The organism is Stenotrophomonas maltophilia group sp. Smal13, assembly GCF_030236855.1.
Lineage (GTDB): Bacteria > Pseudomonadota > Gammaproteobacteria > Xanthomonadales > Xanthomonadaceae > Stenotrophomonas > Stenotrophomonas maltophilia_A.
Map to the genome: position 1 here is coordinate 1 of NZ_JASJSQ010000184.1, position 534 is coordinate 534.

Below are 534 nucleotides of genomic sequence, written 5' to 3' on the forward strand. Positions count from 1 at the left end.
TGCCCAGCTGCACCACCTCGGCGCGGCTCAGCCAGGCCATCGGCGTGTGCTGTGCGCTCAGTGCCCGCACCATCTGCGCCAAGCCATGCACCGGCCGTGCGTTCAAGGAACGCAGCGCCTCAGGGGTCAGGTCACGCGGACCCAGTCCGGTACCGCCGGTACACAGGCACAGGCGCACGCCCTTGGCAGCCAACGCCTGCAGGTGGCCCGCCAACGGCTCGATGCCATCCGGCAATACCTCGGCCGCCACCACCTCGCCGCCCAGCTTTTTCAGGCCGCTCACCAGGGTCGGGCCAGACACATCTTCATAGGTGCCCTCGCTGGCGCGATCGCTCAGCGTGATCACCGCGCAGGCCGCGCCCTCCAGGCCCTTCGGCGCACGCGGCTTGAAGCGCGCGCGCTCGGCATCGTCCATGCCATCCGGGTGCAGCCACACGCCGCGCTTGCCACCTTCCTTGAACAGCAGGCGGATGCCTTCAATGCGCAGGGCCGGTTCCACCGGCTTGCTCAGGTCGTACAGGGTCAGCAGCGCCG

Annotated in this window: 1 protein-coding gene; it reads right to left on the minus strand. The window is 69.5% G+C overall.

Annotated features, from left to right (window positions below):
* The coding region (locus tag QRO95_RS25280) for a molybdopterin-binding protein (protein ID WP_285303764.1) at nucleotides 1-534 on the minus strand (534 nt) is incomplete at both ends.